Source organism: Aliivibrio sp. 1S128 (genome assembly GCF_001691065.1).
GTDB lineage: Bacteria > Pseudomonadota > Gammaproteobacteria > Enterobacterales > Vibrionaceae > Aliivibrio.
Window position 1 is genome coordinate 2,620 of the sequence record NZ_MAJV01000118.1, and the last position, 632, is coordinate 3,251.

Sequence of the window (632 nt, forward strand, 5' to 3'; positions counted from 1 at the left end):
TGTTATGCAGGCGTTATGTTCTTTTCTGTTTACATGATAGGTAGTTAATAATGAATATGAATAGTGAGTCTACAGTTACATGGCGTAAGATTTGCGATATGTGTGGAAATAAATTTGAGGATTCAATGACTAAACTTTTTGGTCGTTTTCCTTGCCGTGTAAGTGACTTTAAAGTTAGTCACGGTACTTGCAAAAGCTGTAGTGAAAAACGGAAAATGCACTATAAAAAACTATTCTATGCTCGTGACTTACATTGGACATTTGATTCGATAAAAGATTATTTTGAGAAGAATCCCCCATATAAAGGACAAGAACTTATAGTGTTGGATACATCTGGAAACTTAAACACTTATACATTAGTTTATGTTGAAGTTCCTGAAAGTGGGAAGCAAAAAAGAATAATAATTGATGGATATACAAATGGCTACTCAGGACAAAGCTTTTACAGAAGTGGGAAGAATTGTTTCGCTCCAAAAGGTCAGGTTCGTTTACTTCCATACGATGAACGAATAGGGGCTTTAATTAAATCTTCTAATAAAGATTCTATACATTTAGAACTCGAAAGGATTATGTCGATAGTTGGTGAAAAAATACCGGAGACTCTTTAATACGAACATAACAAACGACTATGG

Annotated in this window: 1 protein-coding gene; it reads left to right on the plus strand. The window is 33.9% G+C overall.

What is annotated here, in order from left to right:
* The first annotated feature begins 50 nt into the window (after positions 1 to 50).
* Positions 51 to 608, plus strand: coding sequence for a hypothetical protein (locus A6E03_RS16325; protein ID WP_065601298.1), 558 nt, complete (start codon positions 51 to 53; stop codon positions 606 to 608).
* Positions 609 to 632 lie beyond the last annotated feature (24 nt).